Here is a 6,258-nt window from a genome sequence, read left to right on the forward strand (position 1 = left end):
CATCGCTTCGCGGTCGGCGAGGTGCAAGAGTGATTGCGCGTCCCGCGATATTCCGGCACCAGTTGGTCGGCGATTTCGACAGCCCGGCGATCGACATAAGGCCGCGTGGCCGTTGCTGCCGTGCTTTTGCCCATGCTTTGAGGCTTCGCTATCACCACAGCATCGCCGGCCCACGGCCCTTGCTCTTGCATCCGCGGCAGCGCTGGCCGGACGAACGTCGCCGACGGCCGTGAGCCGAGATCGGCCCCGATGTACTGCAGCAGCGCCGGCGGCTCGCCGAGCTTGGCGAACGTGGCGAGATCGAGCTTTTGCGCGGCGTCGCACGCGCCGGTGCAGACATAGCGCGTACGTGCACCGGCGCGCTCGTCCTTCCAGCACTGCCCGCAATCCGCCGAAGGCCGCATGGCCGCAGTGCACGGCTCGTGCAAGCCGCCGTTGATACTTCCGTCGTTCTCACCGCAGAGCGTGCAAACCTCGTCATACAGCGACGAGTCAGAAAATCGCGTCTTGTGCGTCGGATGCGTCAATTTCCCCTCCCTTGCCGAACTACAGACCAGCGAACAGCGAACCCGCCTCGAAAGGCTGATCGCCGCCGCTTTTCGCTTTGATGGACTCGCGCTTGCGCTCGTCAGGTCCGGCGAGCGCGAGCCGCATGCGCCGGCGGATGTCGTCGCGGTACTCGGCCTCGCGCTCGATCAGCACCGCGTTGCGGCCCTCGCGAAACGCCGCCTCGCCCGTGGTGCCGGTGCCGGCGAACGGATCAAGCACCGTTTGACCAGGCGCCGAGCAGAGCCGCACAAGCCATTGCATCACCTCGACGCGCTTGATCGTCGGGTGCTTACTACCGACGCGATCGTGCGCGTCGGCCTTGGCCGAGTAGAAGAACCGCCCGGCGCTGCCGCCGGCGTCTTTGGCTCCGGGCAGCGACGAGCCGCCGGCGCCGCCGTGATATCCAAAAGCACCGTTAGGATCGTTCACGCCGCCGATTTGCCCCGGCCCCGTCATCGGAAACCCGGCGAGCACGCCGGCGCTGCCGTCATGAATGACGTTGGCGGGAAAGCGCCCCGTACTATTCGACGGCCCCGAACGTTCCGCGGCCTTGTGGGTGAACATCGAACGGCCCGGCCGCCGATAGCCGTCATGCCCCGGCGTCACTTCCGAAAAATTCGCACCCGCCTCGATCAGCTCGCCGGGATCTGCGGCAACCCGCGCCGCGTCGATATTGATCGCGCCGGTGCCATAGGCGGCGACGTTCTCGGCGACCGATCCGATCAGCGGCTTGCGCGCCATCACGATCGGCTCGAAAGCCGGCTTAAGCGCCGTACCGAAGCCGGCATATCGCTGCGCCAGATCGTGCCGAAACGGCGGCTCGCGCTGCATGATCTCGCCGGTGTCGCGATAGTAATACTCGGTCAGCCCGCCGTCGCCCTTGCGCGCCTCGCACAGTGTCTTCTCGAAATCGAGCGACACCGCATGCGACTTGGGAAAGCCCGAGCCGAACACCCACGCGAGCAAACCGCCGACATCGCCGCCCTCGACGACGATCTGAAGGAAGGCCGCGCGCTGCGCGTCGTTCAATGAGTTGAGAAACCCGACGATCCGATCGTCCGCGTCGAGCATGTCAAGCACGCAATCGCGCGTATCAAAGCCAGCTTCCTCGATCGCGACCTGCATGCGGCCAAAGCCGCGCGAGGCCGCGAAGGCGAACAGGTGCGCACCAGGCTTGAGCACGCGATAGACGGCGCGCCAAATGTCCGGCTGAAACGCGATGTCGCCGCCGTCCCATTGCTGTCCCATGAACCCGGCGGATGCGCGCTTGAAGGCACCGCCCGAGCGATCATCTTGCGCCGGCGCAGCGCCTTCCTTGCCGAACCGCTTGACGATCGAGGTGAGGTGATACGGCGGATCACAAACGCACGCGTCGATCGAGTTTTCGGCGAGCAGCGGCAGCACGGCGAGGCTATCGCCGCCGTACAACATCACGCGGCCGCCGAGCAACACTTCGGTCGCAATCGTCATCGTCTGCCCTTGAGATTAGTACGCCGCGCCCGCGGCTGCATCGCGGCGGTGTTGCGCACCGCGTCGGTAATCATCGCCCGCAGATCACGCTTGGTCGGCTCGTCGAAAGATTTCGCGTGCAGCATCGCGGCGAGCGCGTCGCGCTCGTCGATCATCTGGCGATAGGACTTGCTGAATGCGTCGCCGCGGTGTGCCTTGCGCATCGCGGCCTCAGAACGGAATATCGTCGTCGAGATCGGCGCGGCCGGACGAAATGCCGCCCGAGTTGCGCGACGGCAGCGAGCCGCCGGCGGCCGCACGATCGCGTGTCGTGCCGTAGTCTTCCTCGCCCTGCGGCGACGGCACGCCGCCGCCCTCGCGCCGATCGAGCAACTGCATCGAACAGTTGAACGCCGACAGCACAACCTCGGTTGTCCAACGCTCGGCGCCGCCCTGATCAGTCCACTTGCGAGTAGAAAGCTGCCCCTCGATATAGACCTTGCTACCTTTCTTGAGGTACTGCTCGGCGATCTTCGCAAGGCCCTCGTTGAAGATGACGACGCGATGCCATTCGGTGCGCTCTTTGCGCTCGCCGGTGGCGCGATCGCGCCACGTTTCGCCGGTTGCGAGCCGCAGCGTTGCGATCGGCTTGCCTTCGCCGTTGCGCTTCACGTCGGGATCAGCGCCGAGGTGGCCGATCAGAATGACCTTATTGACGCTGCCACTCACGGCCGGACTCCCTTGAGCAGATAGCGCTTGCTCCAACGGCGATCGCTCCGGCGGTGGAGCGGGAGCGCCGCGCGCGAGCGATTGGAGCCCGGATGCCGCGTGGTGATCGGCGGCCGCATCAGCGGCGCCCACGGCAGCATGCTTGACAGGGCGGCACGCATGATCATGCCGAGGTGAAATCCGCGCATCGCTGTTACTTGCCTTTCTCTTGCTCTTGGATTTTCAGTTGCCGCAGATCGGCGTCGAGGCTGGCGCGCAGCGTCTCGGCGGCCTGCCGGACATCGTCGCGAGCCGCGGCGCGCACCCGCTCGATGTACGTCGGCAGATCAGCGGCAATCAGACGGCCGAGATATGCGGCGAACGCGTTCGGCATCGCGATGCGCGTACCAGGCGCGCGAGCATCTCCAACGGTGATACTGATCTCAGAGAAAATGTCGGCATCGCGGCCGAGATAACGCTCGATATCCTTGAGCTGATTGCTCGCACGATCGTAGTCGTGAGAACTCGACATCACGCCGCCTCGCACTGTTGCTTGCTGCGCTGATCGTGCGCGCGCGCCATCGCCATCAGCTCGGCATGCGTCGGCGGCACGGCGCCTTTGCGATCGAACGCCAACCAGTCGGCCGGCGCCGTCTGCGCGGCGTCATTGTCGAGATTGGCGTGAACGATCCGCATCGTGTCGACCGACGCGAAGCTGCCGATCACGGCGAGCCGGTGCGCGGCATCAGCATCGAAATCGTCCGCGGTGTCGTCATCGTCCACCGCTTCGGCGGCCGGCACCGCCGGCAACGGCCGCGCGAACTTGACGAAGTGAGGCCGCGTCGCATTGGGCAACCGGCCCGCGTCCCTTTCGAGGCGCCAGAACTTCAACAAGGTCGGCACCGCAAGCCCATGTGCGCGCGCCACTTCGGCGGCAGTCGCCGCGCCGTGCCATGCGTCGCGCAACCGGCCGCGCTTACGTTCGGTGATATTCATTTGCCCCTCGCACCAATGAGAACAGATCATCCCGAGCGATTGCCGCGGCCTGCTGCGCGATGAAGGTGAGCCGCAGCACGGTCGACCCGGTAGCGAGCGGTTCGCCGGCGATTTGCTTAAGAGTGCGCAACAACAGATCAGCCGCGCCGCGCGGCGTGCCCGCCTCCGCAAAATCCGCCTCGATCTCCGCAAGGTCGGAGAGCATCACCGCCGCAAGATCGGGGCGGCGAATGATCGCCTCGGCGGTGATAATCAGCCGGTTGAGCGCACCGCGCAGCGTGCCGGCGATCATGGCCGCGATCTCTGTTGATTGCGCAGCTCGCGCAACATCGCGTCAGCATCAGCAGGCGGCGGCCTCATGCGGCCACGCCCTGCGCCGCGCGGGTTGCGCGTGCCGGCATCATCACGGCAGGCGCACGCCGGAAGCCGCGCGGCGCAGTTGCAACGGTCGGCCGAGCGAGCAATCGCTCGGCGTCGCGCCCAAGTAGCAACCCAGGCCAGCGCGGCAAGCGCCAGCGGGCCGCTGTAAACGATGGCGATCAGCACGTCGGCGCGCATCACGGCACCCGCTCGATCATCGCGGCGTAAAACTCGCGAGGTTCTTTGTCGGCCATCGCGACCGGCATCGGTGCATCGGCGCTAAAGGCCGCGTCGCGGCCCCGCAGATCGGCGATGGTGATGCGCCGGCGAGCGATCGGCTCACCACATGGCTCGACGGCGTCGGCGCGGCGTTCGCCGGTGATGAAAGGCGAACTGCAGAGCGGGCAGCCGCACGGCGCGGCCACTTTCGGACTTTCTGACGACACGATTCCCCCTCGCCCCGGAAACGGTGTTTCCGTGGCCCTGCCCTGCGATTCGACTCTCGGAACTGGATCGGTTAGGTTGCCGGCTGGCCGGGGTTGCCCGGCTGCCCTTCCCTTTTGCCCCGCTCGCGACTCACCAGCGACTCGATGCACTTTGCGAATATACGAGTGTCGTATAATCAGCAAGGACCCCTATACGGTCCGCGGTTAGGCGCGCCCATACGGCCCGCGTATCCTCGGGGCATGTCGAATCTCACCTTGGCCCGCAAAATTAGGGATTTGCGCACCTCTCTCGGGCGCAGCGGGCGGCCTTTGCCGGGCGAGCAATTCGCCGAATTGGTGGGGACAACTCAGGCGACCGTGTCGCGCTGGGAAAAGGGACAACAGCCCAAACCGCGATTCGTCGCCAAGCTCGCCGAGCTGGCGCATCAGAGCGTGCCGGAATTTCTTTACGGCCGACAAGTCGGCGTGCCGCTGGTGTCGTGGGTGTCGGCCGGCACGCTGGCGCGCGCCGAGGCAATCGACGACGTGGTGCACGAGGACGTCGAGCGGATCGGCGTTTCTGGCTTGGGCGCCGGTGACTACTTCGCCTTGCGCGTGGCCGGCGATTCCATGAACCGGATCGCTCCAGAGGACTCGGTGATCATCGTCAACCGCACCGAGCGCGAGCCGATCGACAAGCGGTTTTTCGTCTTCCTCGTCGGCGACGAAACCACCTTCAAACGCTACCGATCCGACCCGGTTCGGCTTGAACCTTATTCGTTCAATCCGGAGCACGAGGCGATCTATCCGTCGCGCGATGTCCAGGTGATCGGCCGCGTCGTCAAGGTCATCGTCGATTCGCTCTAGGCGAATGTCGGCCGTATAATTTACCCCCGCCGGCGAGCGCTCACCCACAACGCAACCCGCTGATTTTTCTTACTATACGTCACGCGCATTTTTCCGCTTTGTGTTTTATACGTCCTGTGTATGATTTCAGGCTTGCGACGGGGTCGCAACGCCGCGGCAGCGGATCACGGCCCCTCGCCCCTTGGACAGCGAAGGACAGCCAACGTGACGACACAGCAGACCGCCCCGACTAACAACGATCGCCATCACCTCTCCGGTCACAACGCTATTCTGCGGCTGGCCGACGATCTGCGCATCACCGGCGAAGGCGCGACCGAAGCCGACATGATGCGCACCGGCTGGTCGCGCGCGCAGCTCGCGCGCTACGGCGAAGCGGCCGCGGCCGCCGCACGCCGCTTGGCACGCATCGCGAACTGAGCGGGTGCCCGCCATGTCGCATCGCCGCCTGACAGAAGGGTGCTTGTTCGCGCTGCGCTCAATACACGAGCGCGGCCCGGACGTTTTCAACCACACCGTCGCCAGCAATTTGCGCGTGGTGGCGCACTACTTCCCCAATCTCGTCAGCATTACCAAGACGCCGCGGCGAGGCCCTGCCGCGGAGCCTATCTTGCGCGCAACCATCACACCGCGCGGCATCGATCTGATCACCCCGCGCAAGGCCGCTCGCGCCAGCATCGCCGGCGAGGCCCGCCCATGACCGCCGCCGATCCGGTGCGCGCCTATGAGGCCGCCGCGCGAGACATGCACAACACCGAACGCCGTATCGCCAGCATGACGCAATGGGAAACCCCGTCGCCGGACTCGATCAACGGCCGGATTCTCGCGTCGCTGATCATCAAGCGCGATCGTGATGCGCCGCACCTTGCCGCCCTCAAAGCGGAGGCCGACCGCGTCGCGCCGGCGC

13 protein-coding genes are annotated in these 6,258 nt (G+C 65.8%); 4 read left to right on the forward strand and 9 right to left on the reverse strand.

The window, feature by feature from the left end:
* The 9 genes from I5M_RS30205 to I5M_RS19755 form a co-directional block, all read right to left on the reverse strand.
* Window positions 1–527 (reverse strand): hypothetical protein (locus I5M_RS30205; RefSeq protein ID WP_040771806.1); only part of this gene is annotated, 527 nt, incomplete at its 3' end.
* A 19-nt stretch (window positions 528–546) separates the two neighbouring features.
* Window positions 547–2,019, reverse strand: a complete 1,473-nt coding sequence (locus I5M_RS33815) for a DNA methyltransferase (RefSeq protein ID WP_022722970.1) — start codon at window positions 2,017–2,019, stop codon at window positions 547–549.
* Window positions 2,016–2,222: a hypothetical protein gene (locus I5M_RS19720; protein WP_031337118.1), complete on the reverse strand. Its 207-nt coding sequence runs from the start codon at window positions 2,220–2,222 to the stop codon at window positions 2,016–2,018. Before I5M_RS19720 ends, I5M_RS33815 begins: the two co-directional genes overlap by 4 nt.
* Window positions 2,223–2,229: 7 nt before the next feature.
* Complete coding sequence (gene ssb, locus I5M_RS19725) at window positions 2,230–2,727, reverse strand: single-stranded DNA-binding protein (protein WP_031337119.1); 498 nt, start codon at window positions 2,725–2,727, stop codon at window positions 2,230–2,232.
* Window positions 2,724–2,915: a hypothetical protein gene (locus tag I5M_RS19730; RefSeq protein WP_022722971.1), complete on the reverse strand. Its 192-nt coding sequence runs from the start codon at window positions 2,913–2,915 to the stop codon at window positions 2,724–2,726. Before I5M_RS19730 ends, ssb begins: the two co-directional genes overlap by 4 nt.
* 5 nt (window positions 2,916–2,920) lie before the next feature.
* Window positions 2,921–3,238 carry a hypothetical protein gene (locus I5M_RS19735; protein ID WP_022722972.1) on the reverse strand — a complete coding sequence of 106 codons (318 nt, stop codon included), beginning with the start codon at window positions 3,236–3,238 and terminating at the stop codon, window positions 2,921–2,923.
* Window positions 3,238–3,702, reverse strand: coding sequence for a hypothetical protein (locus I5M_RS19740; protein ID WP_022722973.1), 465 nt, complete (start codon window positions 3,700–3,702; stop codon window positions 3,238–3,240). Before I5M_RS19740 ends, I5M_RS19735 begins: the two co-directional genes overlap by 1 nt.
* Window positions 3,683–3,994: a hypothetical protein gene (locus I5M_RS19745; RefSeq protein WP_022722974.1), complete on the reverse strand. Its 312-nt coding sequence runs from the start codon at window positions 3,992–3,994 to the stop codon at window positions 3,683–3,685. Before I5M_RS19745 ends, I5M_RS19740 begins: the two co-directional genes overlap by 20 nt.
* 265 nt (window positions 3,995–4,259) lie before the next feature.
* A complete protein-coding gene (locus I5M_RS19755; RefSeq protein WP_022722976.1) occupies window positions 4,260–4,487 on the reverse strand; it encodes a hypothetical protein in 228 nt (75 codons plus the stop codon).
* Between the two features lie 261 nt (window positions 4,488–4,748).
* Here I5M_RS19755 and I5M_RS19760 point away from each other — a divergent pair, with 261 nt between their 5' ends.
* The 4 genes from I5M_RS19760 to I5M_RS19775 all read left to right on the forward strand — a co-directional run.
* The gene (locus I5M_RS19760; RefSeq protein WP_159104016.1) at window positions 4,749–5,354 is read left to right on the forward strand and encodes a LexA family transcriptional regulator; all 606 of its coding nucleotides are present in this window, start codon (window positions 4,749–4,751) and stop codon (window positions 5,352–5,354) included.
* 204 nt (window positions 5,355–5,558) lie between these two features.
* Window positions 5,559–5,771 (forward strand): hypothetical protein, encoded by a 213-nt coding sequence (locus tag I5M_RS19765; RefSeq protein ID WP_022722977.1) that lies wholly within the window; start codon window positions 5,559–5,561, stop codon window positions 5,769–5,771.
* Window positions 5,772–5,814: 43 nt separating this feature from the next.
* A complete protein-coding gene (locus I5M_RS19770) occupies window positions 5,815–6,051 on the forward strand; it encodes a hypothetical protein (protein ID WP_148287925.1) in 237 nt (78 codons plus the stop codon).
* On the forward strand, window positions 6,048–6,258 hold a 211-nt coding region (locus I5M_RS19775), incomplete at its 3' end, for a hypothetical protein (protein WP_031337123.1). The genes I5M_RS19770 and I5M_RS19775, both read left to right, overlap by 4 nt.

This window comes from Rhodopseudomonas sp. B29, assembly GCF_000333455.1.
Lineage (GTDB): Bacteria > Pseudomonadota > Alphaproteobacteria > Rhizobiales > Xanthobacteraceae > Rhodopseudomonas.

Excerpts from the sequence above, each read along its gene's own strand:
- I5M_RS33815 (WP_022722970.1), bottom strand. The coding sequence starts at position 2,019 with ATGACGATTGCGACCGAAGTGTTGCTCGGCGGCCGCGTGATGTTGTAC.
- I5M_RS19735 (WP_022722972.1), bottom strand. The coding sequence starts at position 3,238 with ATGTCGAGTTCTCACGACTACGATCGTGCGAGCAATCAGCTCAAGGAT.
- I5M_RS19760 (WP_159104016.1), top strand. The coding sequence starts at position 4,749 with ATGTCGAATCTCACCTTGGCCCGCAAAATTAGGGATTTGCGCACCTCT.
- I5M_RS19720 (WP_031337118.1), bottom strand. The coding sequence starts at position 2,222 with ATGCGCAAGGCACACCGCGGCGACGCATTCAGCAAGTCCTATCGCCAG.
- I5M_RS19730 (WP_022722971.1), bottom strand. The coding sequence starts at position 2,915 with ATGCGCGGATTTCACCTCGGCATGATCATGCGTGCCGCCCTGTCAAGC.
- I5M_RS19740 (WP_022722973.1), bottom strand. The coding sequence starts at position 3,702 with ATGAATATCACCGAACGTAAGCGCGGCCGGTTGCGCGACGCATGGCAC.
- I5M_RS19745 (WP_022722974.1), bottom strand. The coding sequence starts at position 3,994 with ATGATCGCCGGCACGCTGCGCGGTGCGCTCAACCGGCTGATTATCACC.